Source organism: Pseudomonas fakonensis, assembly GCF_019139895.1.
GTDB classification, from domain to species: domain Bacteria; phylum Pseudomonadota; class Gammaproteobacteria; order Pseudomonadales; family Pseudomonadaceae; genus Aquipseudomonas; species Aquipseudomonas fakonensis.
The window spans coordinates 2,006,295-2,025,264 of sequence record NZ_CP077076.1; the positions used below are offsets into that span (position 1 = coordinate 2,006,295).

At 64.4% G+C, this 18,970-nt stretch carries 18 protein-coding genes and 4 tRNA genes; 13 read left to right on the plus strand and 9 right to left on the minus strand.

The genetic code is table 11. From position 1 onward, the window contains the following. Positions 1–67: 67 nt before the first annotated feature. The 8 genes from KSS94_RS09095 to KSS94_RS09130 form a co-directional block, all read right to left on the minus strand. On the minus strand, positions 68–553 hold the full coding sequence (locus tag KSS94_RS09095; protein WP_217842661.1) for an Lrp/AsnC family transcriptional regulator: 486 nt from the start codon (positions 551–553) through the stop codon (positions 68–70). Between the two features lie 13 nt (positions 554–566). Further along, positions 567–1,379 carry an ABC transporter ATP-binding protein gene (locus tag KSS94_RS09100; protein ID WP_225935854.1) on the minus strand — a complete coding sequence of 271 codons (813 nt, stop codon included), beginning with the start codon at positions 1,377–1,379 and terminating at the stop codon, positions 567–569. Between the two features lie 4 nt (positions 1,380–1,383). Then, on the minus strand, positions 1,384–2,097 hold the full coding sequence (locus KSS94_RS09105) for an ABC transporter permease (RefSeq protein ID WP_217842662.1): 714 nt from the start codon (positions 2,095–2,097) through the stop codon (positions 1,384–1,386). Next, positions 2,094–2,801 carry an ABC transporter permease gene (locus KSS94_RS09110; RefSeq protein ID WP_217842663.1) on the minus strand — a complete coding sequence of 236 codons (708 nt, stop codon included), beginning with the start codon at positions 2,799–2,801 and terminating at the stop codon, positions 2,094–2,096. Before KSS94_RS09110 ends, KSS94_RS09105 begins: the two co-directional genes overlap by 4 nt. A gap of 102 nt (positions 2,802–2,903) precedes the next feature. Continuing rightward, positions 2,904–3,686 (minus strand): ABC transporter substrate-binding protein, encoded by a 783-nt coding sequence (locus tag KSS94_RS09115; RefSeq protein WP_217842664.1) that lies wholly within the window; start codon positions 3,684–3,686, stop codon positions 2,904–2,906. Positions 3,687–4,022: 336 nt separating this feature from the next. Beyond that, positions 4,023–5,069 (minus strand): ornithine cyclodeaminase, encoded by a 1,047-nt coding sequence (gene ocd / locus KSS94_RS09120; protein ID WP_217842665.1) that lies wholly within the window; start codon positions 5,067–5,069, stop codon positions 4,023–4,025. 18 nt (positions 5,070–5,087) lie between these two features. After that, positions 5,088–6,005 carry a citrulline utilization hydrolase CtlX gene (ctlX, locus tag KSS94_RS09125; protein ID WP_217842666.1) on the minus strand — a complete coding sequence of 306 codons (918 nt, stop codon included), beginning with the start codon at positions 6,003–6,005 and terminating at the stop codon, positions 5,088–5,090. A 430-nt stretch (positions 6,006–6,435) separates the two neighbouring features. Further along, positions 6,436–8,202 carry a sigma-54-dependent Fis family transcriptional regulator gene (locus KSS94_RS09130; protein WP_217842667.1) on the minus strand — a complete coding sequence of 589 codons (1,767 nt, stop codon included), beginning with the start codon at positions 8,200–8,202 and terminating at the stop codon, positions 6,436–6,438. A gap of 246 nt (positions 8,203–8,448) precedes the next feature. Between KSS94_RS09130 and KSS94_RS09135 the strand changes: the two genes are divergently transcribed. From KSS94_RS09135 to KSS94_RS09160, 6 genes are all read left to right on the plus strand, one after another. After that, entirely contained in the window at positions 8,449–9,543 is a 1,095-nt protein-coding gene (locus KSS94_RS09135; protein ID WP_217842668.1) for an ABC transporter ATP-binding protein, read from the plus strand. Next, a complete protein-coding gene (locus KSS94_RS09140) occupies positions 9,543–10,640 on the plus strand; it encodes an ABC transporter ATP-binding protein (protein WP_217842669.1) in 1,098 nt (365 codons plus the stop codon). Before KSS94_RS09135 ends, KSS94_RS09140 begins: the two co-directional genes overlap by 1 nt. Beyond that, the gene (locus KSS94_RS09145) at positions 10,637–11,500 is read left to right on the plus strand and encodes a carbohydrate ABC transporter permease (RefSeq protein ID WP_217842670.1); all 864 of its coding nucleotides are present in this window, start codon (positions 10,637–10,639) and stop codon (positions 11,498–11,500) included. The genes KSS94_RS09140 and KSS94_RS09145 overlap by 4 nt, the downstream gene beginning before the upstream one ends. Before the next feature lie 4 nt (positions 11,501–11,504). Continuing rightward, positions 11,505–12,305 carry a carbohydrate ABC transporter permease gene (locus tag KSS94_RS09150; protein WP_217842671.1) on the plus strand — a complete coding sequence of 267 codons (801 nt, stop codon included), beginning with the start codon at positions 11,505–11,507 and terminating at the stop codon, positions 12,303–12,305. Positions 12,306–12,317: 12 nt separating this feature from the next. Further along, positions 12,318–12,590: a DUF2160 domain-containing protein gene (locus tag KSS94_RS09155; RefSeq protein WP_217842672.1), complete on the plus strand. Its 273-nt coding sequence runs from the start codon at positions 12,318–12,320 to the stop codon at positions 12,588–12,590. Positions 12,591–12,703: 113 nt separating this feature from the next. Then, entirely contained in the window at positions 12,704–14,443 is a 1,740-nt protein-coding gene (locus KSS94_RS09160; RefSeq protein ID WP_217842673.1) for an ABC transporter substrate-binding protein, read from the plus strand. Between the two features lie 138 nt (positions 14,444–14,581). Here KSS94_RS09160 and folD read toward each other — a convergent pair whose 3' ends face one another. Further along, entirely contained in the window at positions 14,582–15,436 is an 855-nt protein-coding gene (gene folD, locus KSS94_RS09165; protein ID WP_217842674.1) for a bifunctional methylenetetrahydrofolate dehydrogenase/methenyltetrahydrofolate cyclohydrolase FolD, read from the minus strand. A gap of 231 nt (positions 15,437–15,667) precedes the next feature. Here folD and KSS94_RS09170 point away from each other — a divergent pair. The 7 genes from KSS94_RS09170 (at position 15,668) to clpP (ending at position 18,941) form a co-directional block, all read left to right on the plus strand. Further along, positions 15,668–15,744 (plus strand) — tRNA-Arg (locus tag KSS94_RS09170). Positions 15,745–15,779: 35 nt separating this feature from the next. Further along, positions 15,780–15,855: transfer RNA gene (locus tag KSS94_RS09175), tRNA-His, on the plus strand. A 56-nt stretch (positions 15,856–15,911) separates the two neighbouring features. Continuing rightward, positions 15,912–15,996, plus strand: a tRNA-Leu gene (locus KSS94_RS09180). Between the two features lie 45 nt (positions 15,997–16,041). Further along, positions 16,042–16,117: transfer RNA gene (locus KSS94_RS09185), tRNA-His, on the plus strand. 151 nt (positions 16,118–16,268) lie between these two features. Further along, positions 16,269–16,568, plus strand: a complete 300-nt coding sequence (locus tag KSS94_RS09190; protein ID WP_217842675.1) for a DUF6388 family protein — start codon at positions 16,269–16,271, stop codon at positions 16,566–16,568. 326 nt (positions 16,569–16,894) lie between these two features. Beyond that, a complete protein-coding gene (tig, locus tag KSS94_RS09195; protein ID WP_217842676.1) occupies positions 16,895–18,208 on the plus strand; it encodes a trigger factor in 1,314 nt (437 codons plus the stop codon). Positions 18,209–18,299: 91 nt separating this feature from the next. Then, entirely contained in the window at positions 18,300–18,941 is a 642-nt protein-coding gene (gene clpP, locus KSS94_RS09200; protein WP_166888479.1) for an ATP-dependent Clp endopeptidase proteolytic subunit ClpP, read from the plus strand. The last annotated feature ends 29 nt before the right edge of the window (positions 18,942–18,970 follow it).

The window sequence follows — 18,970 nt, forward strand, 5'->3', positions numbered from 1 at the left end:
AAAGCAGCGAGGCTAGGGAGGGTGACGGTAGGGGGCGGGGTACATAACTACCACGCCCGGTTTCAATTCAGATTTGCGGCACGGTGCTTTTCACCGCCGCCAGCTCCGGGTGCGCCACCAGCTTGTCGATGTGCAGCTCGTCGTTGTTCATCCAGGTTTCGGTCAGCACCCGGTAGTGTTCCATGTCGCGGCAGCGCATGCGCAGGCTGTAGTCGAAGTGGCCGCTGATCAGCTGGCATTCGTACACCTGCGGGCAGGCCCGCACGGTGGCTTCGAAGGCTTTTTGCGCCGAGCGCCCGCTCTGGTTGGACAAGGCCACCAGCACCAGCAGCGACAGCCCGGGGCTGACCTGCTGCACATCGATGATCGCCCCGTAGCCACGGATCACCCCACGCCGCTCCAGCTTGCGCACCCGCTCAAGGCACGGCCTTGGGGTGAGGTGCACAAGGGTGGAGAGTTTCTCGAAGGTGATCCGCCCCTGGTGACGCAGCACATCGATGATGGCTTCGTCGATGCGGTCCAGCGGGGCGCTGGCGGTGGCCTTGCTATCCATATTCGGCGTGGCTTCACTTCAGACGGTTGGACAGGAACTGGCGCAGGCGCTCGCTTTGCGGGCGGTCGAGAATGTCGGCGCTGCCGTGCTCCTCGACCAGGCCCTGGTGCAAAAACAGCACCTGGCTCGACACTTGGCGGGCAAAGCCCATTTCATGGGTGACCATGAGCATGGTACGTCCTTCCTCGGCGAGCGTCTGTATCACCTTGAGCACCTCGCCCACCAGCTCCGGGTCCAGCGCCGAGGTGGGTTCGTCGAACAGGATGATTTCCGGCTCCATGGCCAAGGCGCGGGCGATGGCCACGCGCTGCTGCTGGCCGCCGGACAAAAACGCCGGGTACTGGCTGGCGGCGCGGGCCGGCAGGCCGACCTTGTCGAGGTACTTGCGCGCCCGCGCCTCGGCCTCGCCGGCACTGATGCCCAGCACCTTGCGTGGCGCCAGGCAGATGTTCTCCAACACCGTCAGGTGGCTCCACAGGTTGAAGTGCTGGAACACCATGGCCAGGCGCGTGCGCAGGTTCTGCAGTTGGGCCGGCGGTGGGGTGCCCTTGGTGATCTGCAGGATCTGGCCGTCGAGAGTGATGCTGCCGGCGTCGGGTTTTTCGAGGAAGTTGATGCAGCGCAAAAAGGTGCTCTTGCCCGAGCCGCTGGCGCCGATCAGGCTGATCACGTCGCCTTTGCGGGCCTGCAGCGACACCCCCTTGAGCACCTGGTGCTCGCCGTAGTGCTTGTGCAGGCCGTCAACGCTGAGCTTGTGGGCGCGGGTGTGTGCCTGGGCGCCCGGGGCCTGTTCGAAAGTGGAAAGTGGCAGTGCGGTGGCGGTCATGGGTTCAGCCTCGGGCAGGGTCAAGGAAGCGCATCCAGCGGCGTTCGGCCAGGCGCAGCAGGCCGACCAGGGCGAAGGACAGCAGCATGTACAGCAGGGCGGCCACGCCGAAGGCCTGGAAGGTCAGAAACGTCGCGGCATTGGCGTCGCGGGCCACCTTGAGGATGTCGGCGACGGTGGCGGTGAAGGCCAGCGAGGTGGCGTGCAGCATCAGGATCAGCTCGTTGCTGTAGGCCGGCAGCGAGCGGCGCAGGGCCGCCGGCAGCACCAGGAACAGGTTGAGCTTCCAGCCGCGCAGGCCATAGGCCTGGGCTGCCTCCAGCTCGCCGGCAGGCAGGTTGCGGATGGCTCCGGCGAAAATCTCCACGGTGTAGGCGCAGGTGTTGAGCACGAAAGCCAGCAGGGTGCAGTTAACTGCGTTACGGAAAAACTGGTCGAGCAGCGCGTGCTCGCGCACCACCTGCAGGCTGTACAGCCCGGTGTAGCAAATCAGCAGCTGGATGTAGAGCGGCGTGCCGCGGAACACGAAGGTGTACAGCTGCACCGGCAGGCGCAGCCAGGCGTGGCGCCACACCCGCGCCAGCGCCAGGGGCAGCGACAGGGCAAAGCCCAGCACCATGCTGGCGACGAACAGCCACAGGGTCATGGCCAGGCCCGACAGCCCGCTGCCATCGCTGTACAGGTAGGCCAGGCCGTATTGCTGGAGAAGTTCGATCATCGCGCCAGCTCCTTGATACCGGTGTTGTAGCGCCGCTCCAGCACCTTCAGCAGGTAGTTGGAGAGCACGGTGATCAGCAGGTACACCAGCCCCGCCAGGCACAGGAAGAACAACACGTCGTTGGTGGTCTTGCCGGCGTTCTGCGCAGCCTTGACCAGGTCGGCCAGGCCAATGATCGACACCAGTGCGGTGGACTTGAGCAGCACCAGCCAGTTGTTGCCTAGCCCCGGCAGGGCGAAGCGCATCAGTTGCGGGAACAGCACCAGGCAGAAGCGCTGGGCGCGGCTCAGGCCGTAGGCGGTGGCGGCTTCCAACTGGCCGGCCGGCACGCTGAGGATGGCGCCGCGAAAGGTTTCGGTGAAGTACGCGCCATAGATGAAGCCCAGGGTGATCACCCCGGCGCCGAACGGGTCGATTTCCACGTAGTCCCAGCCCAGCGCCTCGGTGAGGTCGTTGAGCCAGATCTGCATGCTGTAGAAGATCAGCAGGATCAGCACCAGGTCGGGCACGCTGCGGATCAGCGTGGTGTAAAGGGTGGCGGGGATGCGCAAGAGCTTGGCGCGGGACAGCTTGGCGCTGGCGCCCAGCAGGCCGAGCAGCAGGCTCAGGGCCAGGGACAGCAGGGCCAGCTTGAGGGTCATCCAGGTGCCTTGGGCCAGCAGCGGGCCGAAGCCTTGCAGGCCGCTTGTGAGGAAGTCAGGCATAGCAGGGGATCTCACGGTGGATTCATCGCGGGCAAGCCCGCTCCTACAGGCCGCTCAGGGTCCTGTGGGAGCGGGTTTACCCGCGAAGAGGCCGGTGGGGACTCACTCGTTGTAGATATCCACGTCGCCGACGTACTTCTTCTGGATTGCGGCATAGGTGCCGTCGGCGTGGATCATGGCGATGCCCTTGTCGAGCAGGGCCTTGAGCTCGGGGTCGGTCTTGCGCAGGCCCATGGCGATGTCCAGCGGCAAGGTCGGGTCCTTGATCGCCGGGCCGCTGCGAAAATCGGCGCCCTCGGGCTTGGACAGGAAGTTGAGCTGGGCTTCGAGCTTGTCGGTGACGGTGGCGTCGAGGCGGCCGTTCATCAGGTCGGCGTAGTTCTGGTCCTGGGCCTGGTAGGCCTTGACCTGCGCGCCCAGCGGGGCGAGCACGGCGCGGGCGTAGGCCTCCTGCAGCGAACCCTGCAGCACGCCCACCTGCTTGCCCTTGAGCGATTCGACGCTGTCGCCGAAGGTGGCCGACTTGCGCACGATCACCGAGGTGGGGCTTAGGAACAGGCGGTTGGTGAAGTCGATCTGTTTTTGCCGCGCCGGGGTGACGGCCATGGACGACATGATGGCGTCGAACTTGCGGGCGCGCAGGGCCGGGATCATGCCGTCGAACTCGTTGTGCACCCAGGTGCATTTGACCTGGAGTTTTTCGCAGATGGCGTTGCCCAGTTCGATGTCGAAGCCTTGCAGGCTGCCATCGGCGGCGACGGATTCGAAGGGGGGGTATTCGGGGTACACGCCAAAGCGGATTTCGCTCCATTCCTTGGCCTGGGCCAGGGTGGTGGCGCAGAAGGAAAGCAACAGCACGCCGAAGCGTTTGCGCATGGAAAGCATAGGAGTAGGTCCCTTGTGGTTGTTATTGGATTTGGGGCAGTGCAAGGGTGCAGGGTGTCGCTGTTGTTTTGGTGACTGCTTGGTCAGGGCTCAGGATGCGCGAGGCAGAGCGGTTTTTTGTGTCGTTTGCCAGCGCGGCGAAGGCCGGATTCGGCTGTTGCACGAACGCTTGCAGCCGAATCGGCTGTCGCGACATGGATTTATGGAAGTGCGACAGCCGATTCGGTCAGGCCTGCGCTGTACCTGTAGGAGCCGGCTTGCCGGCGATAGGGCCCGCAGGGCGATGCAAATCTGTGCGGCCGCATCGCCGGCAAGCCGGCTCCTACAGGGGGCGTGTCAGGCTGCGTTGGCCTTGCGCTCGGCCGCCACCGGGCGCAGCAGCGCGAATAGATCCTTCGGGTTGGCCAACTCCGGCACCAGGGCGATGTCCTCGCCGATATCCAGCGCCTTGGCCACATCCAGCACATAGCGCAGGGCCGAATAGTCCTCGATGGCAAAGCCCACCGAGTCGAACAGGGTCACTTGCGCTGCGTTCTCGCGCCCGGCAGCGCTGCCCTCGACCACCTGCCAGAACTCGGTGGTCGGCGAGTCGGCCGGCAGTTGCTGGATTTCGCCTTCGATGCGGCTTTGCGGCTCGTACTCGACGATCACCCGGGCGCGCTCGACGATGTCGCGGTGCAGCTCGGTCTTGCCCGGGCAGTCGCCGCCCACGGCGTTCAGGTGCATGCCGGGCTCGATCATCTCGGGGCTGAGGATGGTGGCATAGGCCTTGTCGGCGGTTACCGTGGTGACGATGTCGGCGCCGCGCACCGCCTCGGCCACGCTGGTGGCGATGGCCAGTTTCAGCTGTGGGTAGCCGGCCAGGTTGGCCGCGAGCTTTTCCGACGCGGCGCGGTCGATGTCGAACAGGCGGACCTCGTCGATGCCCAGCAGGGTGTGGAAGGCGATGGCCTGGAATTCGCTTTGCGAGCCGTTGCCGATCAGCGCCATGCTGCGGCTGCCTTCACGGGCCAGGTAGCGGGCGGCCAGGGCCGAGGTGGCGGCGGTGCGGATGGCGGTGGTCAGGGTCATTTCGCTGAGCAGCACCGGCGTGCCGGTATCGACATCGCCCAGGGCGCCGAAGGCCATCACCGTGAGCAGGCCGTCGTGGGTGTTTTTCGGGTGGCCGTTGACGTACTTGAAGGCGTACAGGCTGGCGTCGGACACCGGCATCAGCTCGATCACCCCGTCCGGTGAGTGGTTGGCCAGGCGCGGGCATTTTTCGAAAGCGTGCCAGCGCAGGTAGTCCTGGCGGATGTATTCGGCCATCTCGCCAAGGCAGGTGGGCAGGCCTTTGCGGTTGACCAGGCGGGCGAGGGCGGGCACGTCGATATAGCGGGTCATGGGGGTTCTCCTTGGCTATCAGTGGCGCGAAGGCAGGTGCACTTCGGCGAGCATGCAGCGGGCGCTGCCGCCGCCGATGCGTTCGATATGGTCGATGTTCACCACCAGCGGGCGGCTGTGGCGCTCCACCTGGCGGCGTTGGCCGGCGTCCAGCGAGCCCCAGGCGCTGCGCGACATCACCAGCAGCGGCTGGCCGTCGCGGTCGTGCACCTCGAGCATGTTGCCGGCAAAGCGCTCCAGCTGGTCGAAGCCCAGGGCCAGCAGCTCTTTGCCGGTGTCGCGCAGGGAGCGTTCGAGGGCCTGGCGTTCGTCGGCATGGGGCAGGGCGTCGAGGCAGGCTACGGCCAACTGGCGGCCGACGTTCATCATCACGTTGCTGTGGTAGATGGGCGCCTGCTGGCGGTCCACGGCGTGGAACAGGCACAGCTGGTAGTCGAGCTGCTCGGCGAACTGGCGCAGGGCCTGTTCGTGGGTACGCCCGGAGTGGCAGGCATAGCTGATGCGGTGTTCGCGGTCCAGCACCATGCTGCCGGTGCCTTCGAGGAACAGGTTGTGCTGCTCCAGCGGGCTGAGGTCGACGGTGCGCTGGATGGCGAAGCGCTCCTCGAGCACCTGCAGCACGCCCTTGCCGCGCTCCAGGCGGCGGTTTTCGCCTTGCATGGGGTAGAGCACCAGGCTGCCGTCGGAGTGGCTGCTCCACCAGTTGTTGGGGAAGATCGAGTCGGGGGTGTGGGGCTCGGGGGTGTCCTGCACCACCAGCACCTCGACGCCGTGCTGGCGCAGGCTGTCGACGTAGCCGTCGAATTCTTCCAGGGCCTTGGCGCTGGCGGCTTGCGGGTCCAGCGGGGCCTGCTGGAAGCGGTTGTTGGCGGCGGTGTCGGGATTGAAGGCGAACCGCGCCGGGCGAATCATGAGGACGGTATTTGTTGTTTGCATTGGGGCACGCATCCACGGGTGGGCTGTGTGGCCATTGTCCGGTGGATGGCGGGGGAATCCCGGCTGAAGCGGGCGGGGTGGGCAGCGGGGGCGGCTGAAAAGGTGGGTTTGGCAGCGGAATCGGCTGTGGTCGTTCTGGCGCATATCTCCTGTAGGAGATTACCCAACCCTTCGGGCTGCGCTGTCGCATAGAGAGCTAGTCTCGCAGATGCACCGCGGCCCCTGTGGGAAGCGGCCTTGCCGGGGCGCCGTCCGGTCGCGATGGGCTGCGCAGCAGCCCCTGCAGTTTTGCATGAGGCCGAGGCCCTGGGGCCGCTTCGCGCCCCATCTCGACCGGACGGCGCCCCGGCAAGGCCGCTTCCCACGGAGACCGTGTTAAATCAATGAGTTGTAGTTTGTTATAGGGGAACCTGCCTGAAGGTTGGGAGTATCAGTCTGTGGGCACTATCCCCTGTTCGCGTAGGCGCTTGTACAGGGTAGTGCGGCTGATACCCAGCACCCGTGCCACCGACGACAGGTTGCCATTGGCCTGGCGCAGCAGTTCATCCAGGCCGGTCGGGCTTTGCGCAGTGTCGGCAGGCTCCTGGTTTTCAGTGAGGAAGTGCACCGGCAGGTGCTCAAGCTCGATCGGGCCGTTGCCTGCCAAGGCCAACGCCACTTGCATCACGCTGACCAGCTCGCGGATGTTGCCCGGCCAGGGATGGCTTTCGAGCAGGGCCAGAATCGCTGCCGGCAAGCGTTCGGGCTGCCCCGGTTCGCGGTAGTGCCGGTGCACTTGCTGGATCAGCCCCCGCCGGTCGCTGCGCTCGCGCAACGGTGGCAATACCAGCGCAAGGCCGGCAATACGGTAGTAGAGGTCCTGGCGAAAGCGCCCGGCGCGCACATCGGCGGCCAGGTCGCGGTTGCTGGCCGAGACCACGCGTATATCCACCGCCACCGGCTCGCCGCTGCCCAGCGGCTGGATGCTGCGGCTTTGCAGCACGCGCAGCAGGCGGGCCTGGGTGGCCAGGGGCATGTCGCCGATCTCGTCGAGAAACAGCACGCCGCCGTCGGCCTTGCGGATCAGCCCGCTGTTGCCTTTATGGTGGGCACCGGTGAAGGCGCCCTTTTCGTAGCCGAACAGCTCCGACTCCACCAGTTCCGCCGGAATGGCCGCGCAGTTCACCGCGATCAACGGCTGGCGCGCGCGGCTGCTGGCCTGGTGCAGGGCGTTGACGAACACCTCCTTGCCCACGCCGGTTTCGCCCTGCACCAACAGCGGGATGTCCTTTTCCAGCAGCAGGCCGGCCTGGGCCAGGGCCTTGGCCAGCCGTGGGTCGCTGGCTTCGGGCGTTGCCCGCGGCGGTTGCTGGCGTGGAGCGTGCCATTGGCAGTGCAGGCGCTGGCCGCCCTGGGTGTGCAGGGCGAACGGGCGGCCTTCGGGGTTTTCGAGGAGCTGGCGCAGCGGTTGCTGGAACAGGCGCTCCAGGTCTTGCCGGCGCGGGTCGCCGCCCAGCAGGCTGTCGGCGCGGTGGTTGGCGGCTTGCACCTGGCCGCACTCATCGAACAGCAGCAGGCCGGCCCAGGGGCTGTCGAGGTTGTCGGCGGCGCTGTTGAACAGCAACTGCCAGTGCTGCGCGCCGGGGCCGCTGAGGATCAGGCGGTTTTCCAGGCTCTGGCTGAGCATGCGCACCAGGCCCAGGGTTTGCGTGGCGGGCAGGTAGCCGTCACTGGCGACGTCCAAGACCCCGACCAGGCGCCGCTCATGGTCGAACAGCGGGGCGGCGGCGCTGGCCATATAGCGGTTCTGGCGCAGGAAGTGCTCGTCCTGGCCGACGTGGATGGCCTCGCCGCACACCAGCGCGGTACCCAGGGCATTGGTGCCCACCCCTTGCTCGCACCAGCGCGCGCCGGGGGTGAAGCCATGCTGCTGGCGCGGGTCGACGAAGCGCCGGGTGCCCCAGGCTTCCAGCAGGCAGCCACTGGCATCGCCGAGCATTACCAGGTGGCTGGCGTTGGCCAGCAGGTGGGCATGGTGCGGCAGCACATCGTCGCGGGTCAGACGCAGCAGGGCCTGGTGGCGTTCGAGCAGGGCGCTCAGCTCGGCGCCGGTCAGGCAGTCGAAGTCGGGGGCGTGCTGGGGTTGCAGGCCATGGTCGCGGCAGCGCGCCCAGGAGGCCTGGATCAGTTGGGCATGGGTGGCAGTGGAAGGGGCCATGGGCCTGTCCTGTGTCTTGTTGTTGTTCTTGTTGTTGTTCTTGTTGTGGTTCTACCGGCCGCGTTTGAGTGTCGTTCAGGGTTGTTCAATGTCAAACCCCGGGGTGTTCATTTGTTCAGCGAAGCTGTTCACATCTGAACAGAGGCGCGGGAGTTGCGCCGGGTGCAGGCCCGGGCCAGAGCCTGTGCGCCGAACTGGCACGGTTCTGGCTCCGTTCGGCGGACAACAATCAGAAAAGGCGCCGCCATGTCCCTGGTGCTGGAGCAGGTCAGCCGCAGTGTCGATGAGCAGGTCTGGATCAATGACGCCAGCCTGCGGTTCGAACCCGGCTCGTTCAACGTGCTGCTGGGCCGCACCCTGGCTGGCAAGACCAGCCTGATGCGGCTGATGGCCGGGCTCGACCGCCCGGACCGTGGCCGCGTGCTGATGGACGGCGAAGACGTCACCGGCCGCCCGGTGCGCCTGCGCAACGTGTCGATGGTGTATCAGCAGTTCATCAACTACCCCACGCTGACGGTGTTCGAGAACATCGCCTCGCCGCTGCGCCAGGCACGCATGGCCGAGGCCGAGGTGCAGCGCCGGGTACGCGAAACCGCCGAGATGCTGCGCATCGAGCCGTACCTTGCGCGCCTGCCGCTGGAGCTGTCGGGCGGGCAGCAGCAACGCACGGCCATGGCCCGGGCGCTGGTCAAGGATGCTTCGCTGATTCTGTTCGACGAGCCGCTGGTCAACCTCGACTACAAGCTGCGCGAGGGCCTGCGCCAGGAACTGCGGGCGCTGTTCGCCGCGCGCAACTGCATTGCCGTGTACGCCACCACCGAGCCCAACGAGGCCCTGGCCCTGGGCGGCACCACCACCTTGCTGCACGAAGGCCGGGTGATCCAGAGCGGGCCCACTGCCGAGGTGTACCAGCGCCCGGGCAGCGTGCTGGCTGCCGAGCTGTTCAGCGAACCGCCGATCAACCTGGTGCCTGGCAGCCTCAGGGGCAACGAGGTGAGCCTGGCAGGTGCTGTGCACTTTGCCCGTAGCGCCGCCCTGCGTGAGCTGCCCGACGGCGACTATCGTTTCGGCATCCGCCCCAGCCACCTCACGCTGGTGCCGTCCGCTGATGACGACCTGGAGCTGGCGGTGCTGGTGGAACTGGCCGAGATCAGTGGCTCGGAAACCTTCCTGCATGTGCGCAACGACCACTGGCGGATGATCCTGCACCTGCCCGGGGTGCACGAGTACCAGGTGGACACGCCGATCCGCGTGTTCATCCCCACCCACAAGCTGTTCCTCTTCGACAGCCGTGATGCGCTGGCGCAGGCCCCCGGGCCGCGCCAGGCGAGGAGTGCCTGATGGCCGAGATCCGCCTGCGCCAGCTGGCCCACAGCTACAGCCGCACCCCGGCCAGCGCTGCCGACTATGCCCTGCACGAGCTCGAGCATGTGTGGGAGCAGGGTGGTGCCTACGCCTTGCTGGGGCCGTCGGGCTGCGGCAAGTCGACCTTGCTCAATATCATTTCCGGGCTGCTCAGCCCGTCCCATGGCGAGGTGCTGTTCGACGGCAAAACGGTCAACGCCCTGACGCCGCAGCAGCGCAACATCGCCCAGGTGTTCCAGTTCCCGGTGGTGTACGACACCATGAGCGTGTTCGACAACCTGGCCTTCCCCTTGCGCAACCAGGGCCTGGACGAGGCGCGGGTACGGGCGCGGGTGGAGGAGATCGCCGAAGTGCTCGATTTGGCCGCGGTGCTCAGGCGCAAGGCGCGCAACCTCAGCGCCGATGAGAAACAGAAGGTCTCCATGGGCCGGGGGCTGGTGCGCGACGATGTGTCGGCGATTTTGTTCGACGAGCCGCTGACGGTGATCGACCCGCACCTCAAGTGGAAGCTGCGGCGCAAGCTCAAGCAGATCCACGAGCAGTTCAACATCACCATGATCTACGTCACCCACGACCAGTTGGAGGCCTCGACCTTCGCCGACAAGATCGCGGTGATGCACGGCGGGCGCATCGTCCAGTTCGGCACCCCGCGCGAGCTGTTCGAGCGCCCGCGGCACACCTTCGTGGGCTACTTCATCGGCAGCCCCGGGATGAACCTGATCGATGTGCGCGCCGAGGCCGACGGGGTGAGTTTCGGTGGCCTGCACCTGCCATTGCCGCAGGGCCTGCGCGAGCGCCTGGCGGCCACCCCCGGCGGGCGCCTGCAGGTGGGCATTCGCCCGGAGTTCGTGCAGGTGTGGGAGCAGCCGCTGGTGGAGGCCCATGAGGCGCGGGTGCTGGATGTCGAAGACCTGGGTACCTACCGCATCGTCACCCTGGAGCTGGCCGGGGTGACGCTGAAGGCGCGCCTGGGCGAGGACCGCCCGCTGCCCACCGGTACGGCCTGGGTCGGCTTGCCGCCGCAGTGGCTGATGCTGTACCTCGATGACGTGCTGCTGGAGGCCGGGCCATGAACAAGGTGCACAACAACAAGGCCTGGTGGCTGGTGCTGCCGGTATTTGTGCTGGTGGCGTTCAGCGCCGTGGTGCCGATGATGACCGTGGTCAACTACTCGGTGCAGGACATCTTCGACGCCTCCAATCGCTACTTCGTCGGCGCCGACTGGTACCGCCAGGTGCTGCGCGACCCGGCCCTGCACGACGCGCTGCTGCGCCAGTTCATCTACTCGGCCTGCGTGCTGGCCATCGAAATCCCGCTGGGCATCGCCATCGCCCTGACCATGCCCACCCGCGGGCGCATGGCCTCGGTGTGCCTGATCGTCATGGCCATCCCGCTGCTGATCCCGTGGAACGTGGTGGGCACCATCTGGCAGATTTTCGGCCGCGCCGACATCGGCCTGATGGGCGCGACCCTGGCCAAGCTTGGTATCAACTACAACTACGCCGGCGACCCGTTCGACGCCTGGGTGACGGTGCTGGTGATGGATGTGTGGCACTGGACTTCGCTGGTGGCGCTACTGTGCTACTCGGGGTTGCGCGCCATCCCCGACGTGTACTACCAGGCCGCGCGCATCGACCGTGCCTCGGGCTGGGCGGTGTTCCGGCATATCCAGTTGCCCAAGCTCAAGAGCGTGCTGCTGATTGCGGTGATGCTGCGCTTCATGGACAGCTTCATGATCTACACCGAGCCGTTCGTGCTCACCGGCGGCGGGCCGGGCAATGCCACCACCTTCCTCAGCCAGACCCTCACGCGCATGGCGGTGGGGCAGTTCGACCTGGGTCCGGCGGCGGCGTTCTCGCTGGTGTATTTCCTGATCATCCTGCTGGTGTCGTGGCTGTTCTACACAGCCATGACCCACGCCGACAAGGAGTAGCGTCATGCGCACACGCAAGCGCCTTGCCCTGGCGCTGTACTTCTTCTTTCTGCTGGTGCCGATCTACTGGCTGCTGAACATGTCGTTCAAGAGCAACACCGAGATCCTCGGCGGGCTGACCTTGTGGCCGCAAGCGTTCACGCTGGACAACTACCGGGTGATCTTCACCGACCCCAGTTGGTACAACGGCTACCTCAACTCGTTGTACTACGTGTGCCTGAACACGGTGATTTCGCTGGCGGTGGCGTTACCGGCGGCCTATGCGTTTTCGCGCTATCGCTTTCTTGGCGACCGCCACCTGTTCTTCTGGTTGCTGACCAATCGCATGGCGCCGCCGGCGGTGTTCCTGTTGCCGTTCTTCCAGCTGTATTCGTCGATCGGGCTGTTCGACACCCATATCGCCGTGGCCCTGGCCCACTGCCTGTTCAACGTGCCGCTGGCGGTGTGGATTCTCGAAGGTTTCATGTCCGGGGTGCCGAAAGAAATCGACGAAACCGCCTACATCGATGGCTACAGCTTCCCGCGCTTCTTCGTGAAAATTTTCATTCCGTTGATTGGTTCGGGCATCGGCGTCACGGCGTTCTTCTGCTTCATGTTCTCGTGGGTGGAGCTGCTGCTGGCGCGCACCCTGACTTCGGTGAACGCCAAGCCGATCGCGGCGGTGATGACCCGTACGGTGTCGGCTTCAGGCATCGACTGGGGGGTACTGGCCGCCGCCGGGGTGCTGACCATCCTGCCGGGCATGCTGGTGATCTGGTTCGTGCGCAACCATGTGGCCAAGGGCTTTGCCCTGGGCCGGGTGTAAGGAGGGCGGGTGATGGAGTGGATGGCCTGGACCTTGCCGACCGTGCTGTTCTTTGCCGGGGTCGGGGTGTTGCTGGCGTGCATGACTGTGTTCGAGCTGCGTCGCCCTTGCCTTGAGCGGCGTGGCTTTTTGCCGATCGCCACGACCCGTGGCGACCGTTTGTTCATCGGCCTGCTGGTTAGCGCCTACCTGCACCTGTTGCTGGTGGGGCTGAGCGATGGGCCGCTGTGGGTGGCCTCGCTGCTGTCGCTGGCGTGGCTGGTGGTGGTGCTGCGCTGGGGCTGAACCTAGGCAGGGCCCTATCGCCGGCGAGGGTACGCGTTCCCCTGTAGGAGCCGGCTTGCCGGCGATAGGGCCGTAACGGGCAACACAAAGGCTTCTTCAATCGGGAGTTCACAATGTTCGATAACAACGACAAACGGCGACATTTGACCCTGGCCGCGCTGCTGGTGCTGGCCGGCATGCACGGCACGGCCTGGGCCGACCAGTACGAGGATGCGGCAAAAAAATGGATCGGCAGCGAGTTCAAGCCTTCCACCCTGAGCGCCGAGCAGCAGCTCGACGAGCTCAAGTGGTTCATCAAGGCCGCCGAGCCGTTCCGTGGCATGAAGATCAACGTGGTGTCGGAAACCCTCACCACCCACGAGTACGAGTCCAAGGTGCTGGCCAAGGCCTTCAGCGAGATCACCGGCATCCAGCTGACCCACGACCTGCTGCAGGAAGGCGATGTGGTGGAAAAACTGCAGACGCAGATGCAGTCGGACAAGAACATCTACGACGGCTGGGTGAATGACTCGGACCTGATCGGTACGCACTTTCGCTACGGCAAGGTGGAGTCGATCACCGACATGATGGCCAACGAGGGCAAGAACTTCACCTCGCCCACCCTGGACCTGAAGGACTTCATCGGCATCTCCTTCACCACCGCGCCGGACGGCAAGGTGTACCAGTTGCCCGACCAGCAATTCGCAAACCTGTACTGGTTTCGCGCCGACTGGTTCGAGCGGCCCGACCTGAAGGCCAAGTTCAAGGAGAAATACGGCTACGAGCTGGGCGTGCCGGTGAACTGGTCGGCCTATGAGGATATCGCCAAGTTCTTCAGCGAGGACGTGAAGGAGATCGACGGCAAACGCGTGTACGGCCACATGGACTACGGCAAGAAGGACCCGTCGCTCGGCTGGCGCTTCACCGATGCCTGGTTCTCGATGGCCGGCGGCGGCGACAAGGGCCTGCCCAACGGCTTGCCGGTGGACGAGTGGGGCATCCGCGTGGAGGACTGCCACCCGGTGGGCTCCAGCGTGACCCGTGGCGGCGACACCAACGGCCCGGCGGCGGTGTTCGCCACCCAGAAGTACGTGGACTGGATGCGCGCCTATGCGCCGAAGGAAGCCCAGGGCATGACCTTCTCCGAGTCCGGGCCGGTGCCGGCCCAGGGCAACATCGCCCAGCAGATCTTCTGGTACACCGCCTTTACCGCCGACATGACCAAGCCGGGGCTGCCGGTGGTCAACGCCGATGGCACGCCGAAGTGGCGCATGGCGCCTTCACCCAAGGGGCCGTACTGGGAGGAGGGGATGAAGCTTGGCTACCAGGACACCGGCTCCTGGACCTTCTTCAAGTCGACCCCCGAGAAGCAGCGCCTGGCGGCTTGGCTGTATGCGCAGTTCGTCACCTCCAAGACCGTGTCGCTGAAAAAGACCATCGTCGGGCTGACGCCGATTCGTGAGTCGGACATCAACTCCCAGGCCATGACTGACCTTGCGCCCAAGCTGGGCGGGTTGGTGGAGTTCTACAGAAGCCCGGCACGGGTGCAGTGGACGCCCACCGGCACCAACGTGCCGGACTACCCGCGGCTGGCGCAGCTGTGGTGGAGCCATATCGCCGAGGTGGCCAGTGGCGAGAAAACCCCGCAAGAAGCGCTGGACGGCCTGGCCCGCGATCAGGACCGCATGATGGAGCGCCTGCAGCGTTCCAACGCGCAGGCCACCTGCGCGCCCAAACTCAACCCCGAGCGCGATGCCCAGTACTGGTTCGACCAGCCGGGGGCGCCGAAACCCAAGCTCGCCAACGAGAAGCCCCAGGGCGAGACGGTGAGCTACAACGAGCTGCTCAAGTCGTGGGAGGCGATGCGCAAGTGATCGGCCAGGGTTGAAGGTTATGCGGACCCTGTGGGAGCGGGCTTGCCCGCGAAGAGGCCGGTAAAGCCACAACAAAAACCACAGGCAAAAAAAACGGCACCTGCCTGAGGTGCCGTTTTTCATTTCACGCCGTCGTGCTTACTTGTGCAGCTCTTCAGCCGCATACAGCGTGTTCTCCAGCAGGCACGCCCGGGTCATCGGGCCTACGCCGCCCGGTACCGGGGTGATCCAGCCGGCGCGGGGCAGGGCGGTCTCGTAGACCACATCGCCCACCAGCTTGCCGTCTTCCTGGCGGTTGATGCCCACGTCGATGACGATGGCGCCTTCCTTGACCCACTCACCCTTGACCAGGCCCGGCTTGCCGGCGGCGACCACCAACAGGTCGGCGCGGCCGACGTGGCCGGCGAGGTCTTTGGTGAAGCGGTGGCAGACGGTGATGGTGCAACCGGCCAGCAGCAGCTCCATGGCCATCGGGCGGCCAACGATGTTGGAGGCGCCGACGATCACTGCGTTCATGCCGTACAGGTCCTGGCCAGTGCTTTCCAGCAGGGTCATGATGCCTTTCGGGGTGCACGGGCGCAGCAGCGGGATGCGCTGGGCCAGGCGGCCGATGTTGTACGGGTGGAAACCGTCGACGTCCTTGTCCGGGCGGATGCGCTCGAGCAGCAGGGAGGCGTCCAGGTGCGCCGGCAGCGGCAGCTGCAGCAGGATGCCGTCGACGGCCGGGTCGTCGTTGAGGCGGTCGATCAGGTCGGTCAGGGCTTGCTGCGTGGTATCGCTGGGCAGGTCGAACGCTTGCGAGATGAAGCCGACTTCTTCGCAGTCCTTGCGCTTGTGCGATACATAGACTTGAGAGGCCGGGTCGGTACCGACCAGGATCACAGCCAGGCCTGGGGTACGCAGGCCCTGCTGGCGGCGCTCGGCGACACGTTGGGCGATCTGCTTGCGCAGGCTGGCGGCGATCGCCTTGCCATCGATAAGGTGTGCAGTCATAGACGCGTGATTAACCATCGAGAGAGGAACATGAAGAAGCGCGCATTCTCGCACGACACGGCGCAAGGGCAAAGGCGCGTGGTCGGGCAAATTCCCTAACCCCTTCAATAATTTAAATTTTTTAGAGAAAGGTGTTGACGGGTCAGGGGGGCGTCTATAAGATTCGCCGCACTTGTCGGGCACTGCCTGGCACGGGTTGGCAAAGTTGGTGTGTTCCAACTGTACGCTTAAGCGCCCGTAGCTCAGCTGGATAGAGCATCCGCCTTCTAAGCGGATGGTCGCAGGTTCGAGTCCTGCCGGGTGCGCCATTAAGGCCTGGGCAAGTAAGCAGTACCGCAATATGGTGGGCGTAGCTCAGTTGGTAGAGCGCTGGATTGTGATTCCAGTTGTCGTGGGTTCGATTCCCATCGTCCACCCCAGATTCTGCAGAGGCGCCTCGATTGAACGATCCGGCGCCTTTGTTTTTGAGTTGCATGCGGACGTGGTGAAATTGGTAGACACACTGGATTTAGGTTCCAGCGGCGCAAGCTGTAAGAGTTCGAGTCTCTTCGTCCGCACCATGTTTCTGTAAGTTGTAAGTGTTGTAAGTGCAGTGCCGCGTTATGGTGGGCGTAGCTCAGTTGGTAGAGCGCTGGATTGTGATTCCAGTTGTCGTGGGTTCGATTCCCATCGTCCACCCCATATTTTTCGAAGGCGCCTTGGTCGTGAGACCGGGCGCCTTTGTCGTTTCTGGCGTTCGCACTTTTCGGCCTCTGGTGGCCGTGTCATGAAAGCTGATAGATTTCAGCCGGTTTAGCGTCCGGCAGCAGTTGCCGGCGGAGGAATAGCGCAAATGATCGCAAAAGAAGCGCGCCAGGCCCTGGCGCTGCAGCGGTTCGCCGAGCAGAACCCGCAATTGCTCGAAGAGATCCGCGAACTGGATGCCCGTGAGCAGGCCCAGCAGATCGAGTGGGCGTTCGAGGATGCCGCCGACGAGCAGGGTGTGCAGCCTTGGGAGTATGCGCTGCAGTTGATCGCCGAATCGCCTGAGCAATTAAAGGCCATGCGCCTGGAGACCCATCGCGAGGTGGCCGAGGCGCTGGGGCTGGAGTGGGAAGAGTATTGCCAGTTCAATGAGATTGAGCCGGAGTAGGGATTGTGTGAGGGCTGATGGGCTTTCGGCAGGCGCCCAAAGTTTTTCACGTCATCCCCCTTGAAAACCCTGAAAAAAATCCCATCTCCCAGCCAGCTGTTGTTTGTTTGACAAGGTTTTGCAACTGCGCGCCATCAATACCACCGCGCAGGCACTGTTTGAACAGGCTCGACGCCACGGGGCGCGGGCCTTCCAGGGAAATCGACCGGCGTAGGCAACCGACAATCCGGGTGGGGTGACTTCTGCTGCATGAGTCACTAGAATGCTTGCCCTTGATTCTGGAGTCGGGCTATCGCCGGCTAACGTCTGTGCAACGAGGAATATCCATGCAAGTTTCTGTTGAAAACACTTCCGCTCTCGAGCGCCGCATGACCATCGCCGTTCCGGCCGAGCGCGTCGAGAACGAAGTCAACAAGCGTCTGCAGCAGACTGCCAAGCGCGCCAAGGTTGCCGGCTTCCGCCCAGGCAAGGTGCCAATGAGCGTGATCCGCCAGCGTTTCGAAGCTGACGCCCGTCAGGAAGCCTTCGGTGACCTGGTCCAGGCCTCCTTCTACGAAGCCATCGTCGAGCAAAAGCTGAACCCGGCCGGCGCTCCTGCCGTTGAGCCCAAGTCGTTCGAAAAAGGCAAGGACCTCGAGTTCGTTGCCATCTTCGAAGTCTTCCCGGAGTTCACCGTTGCCGGTTTCGACTCGATCGCCGTCGAGCGCCTGAGCGCCGAAGTGGCTGACGCCGACCTGGACAACATGCTGGAAGTGCTGCGCAAGCAGAACACCCGTTTCGAAACCGTCGAGCGCGCCGCGCAGAACGACGACCAGGTCAACATCGACTTCGTCGGCAAGGTAGACGGTGAAGTGTTCGCCGGTGGTTCGGCCAAGGGCACCCAGCTGGTACTGGGCTCCGGCCGCATGATCCCGGGCTTCGAAGACGGCCTGGTTGGCGCCAAGGCCGGTGAAGAGCGCGTTGTCAACGTGACCTTCCCCGAGGACTACCAGAACCTCGACCTGGCTGGCAAAGCCGCCGAGTTCACCATCACCGTCAACAGCGTTTCGGCCCCTGCGCTGCCAGAACTGAACGAAGAGTTCTTCGCCCAGTTCGGTATCAAGGAGTCGACCCTGGAAGGCTTCCGCACCGAAGTTCGCAAGAACATGGAGCGCGAACTGCGCCAGGCCATCAAGGCCAAGGTCAAGAACCAGGTCATGGACGGTCTGCTGGCCGCCAACCCGATCGAAGTGCCGAAAGCCCTGCTGGAAAACGAAGTCAACCGTCTGCGCGTGCAGGCTGTTCAGCAGTTCGGTGGCAACATCAAGCCTGAGCAACTGCCGGCCGAGCTGTTCTCCGAGCAAGCCAAGCGCCGCGTGGTGCTGGGCCTGATCGTCGCCGAAGTGGTCAAGCAGTTCGACCTGAAGCCGGACGAAGCCGAAGTGCGCAAGGTCATCGAGGAAATGGCCTCGGCCTACCAAGAACCTGAGCAGGTCGTTGCCTGGTACTACAAGAACGACCAGCAGCTGAACGAAGTTCGTTCGGTTGTACTGGAAGAACAAGTTGTAGATACTGTTCTGCAGAAAGCGACTGTGACAGACAAGTCGGTTTCGTACGAAGAGGCTGTCAAGCCAGCACAGGCACCTGCCGAAGCTGAGTAACAGGCTTCTCTCGTAAGAAACCTCCACAAGCCAGCCTTCGCGCTGGCTTGTGCGTATTCAAGCCATGACTATTTGGGAGTGAGCGCAGGACATGTCCCGCAATTCTTATATTCAGCAGAGCTCTGACATCCAGGCCGCAGGCGGCCTGGTCCCGATGGTTATCGAGCAGTCCGCCCGTGGCGAACGCGCCTACGACATCTATTCGCGCCTCTTGAAGGAGCGGGTGATCTTCCTGGTCGGCCCTGTAGAGGACTACATGGCCAACCTGGTAGTGGCGCAGCTGCTGTTCCTTGAAGCGGAAAACCCGGACAAGGATATCCATCTGTACATCAACTCGCCGGGCGGTTCGGTGACTGCGGGCATGTCGATCTACGACACCATGCAGTTCATCAAGCCGGACGTCTCGACCATCTGCATCGGTCAGGCCTGCAGCATGGGCGCCTTCCTGCTTGCCGCTGGTGCGGCCGGCAAGCGCCACTGCCTGCCGAACTCGCGGGTGATGATTCACCAGCCGCTGGGCGGCTTCCAGGGCCAGGCCACCGACATCGAGATCCACGCCCAGGAAATCCTCAACATCAAGGCGCGCCTGAACGAACTGCTGGCCCACCACACCGGCCAGGACCTCGAGACCATCAAGCGCGACACCGAGCGTGACAACTTCATGAGCGCCCAGCGCGCGGCCGAGTACGGCCTGATCGACTCGGTTTACGACAAGCGGCAACTGGCATCCTGAAGCTATGCGCCAGAGCGGGCGGGCGCAGA